Here is a 443-nt window from a genome sequence, read left to right as displayed (position 1 = left end):
ACTCAATACGAAATCACCAATTGATATTTCTTCATCAATTTCAGCTTCGATTAAGCGCTCGTCAACTCCCTCATATCGACCACAGACGCAAATCAATCCGTCATATTCAGCCAGTTCCACAGCTTTCTTATGGTCTAGGCGCTGTCCTTGAGGTGACAGGTATACAGTACGTAGTGATACCACCTTCTCGGGCTGATCGTGCTTTAGGTCCTGCACCATCTTTGCCTTAGCGTCGTGAATAGCATCCTGCAAAGGCTGCACTTTCATCAACATTCCCGGGCCACCACCATAAGGTCTATCATCGACCGTACGGTGCTTATCATGGGTGAACTCTCGAGGATTCCAATAATCCAGAGCTATTAGCCCTTTCTTTACTGCCCGCCCAACGACACCATGATCTTCTAGAGAGCGAAACATTTCAGGAAAAAGCGTAACCAGTCCAA

1 pseudogene is annotated in these 443 nt (G+C 47.0%); it reads right to left on the bottom strand.

Annotated features, from left to right (window positions below):
* Positions 1 to 443, bottom strand: a pseudogene (locus A3756_RS03570) (tRNA (guanosine(37)-N1)-methyltransferase TrmD); the annotation flags it as partial.

It is taken from the genome of Oleiphilus sp. HI0086 (assembly GCF_001635225.1).
This window is presented reverse-complemented; position numbering and strand designations above follow the sequence as displayed.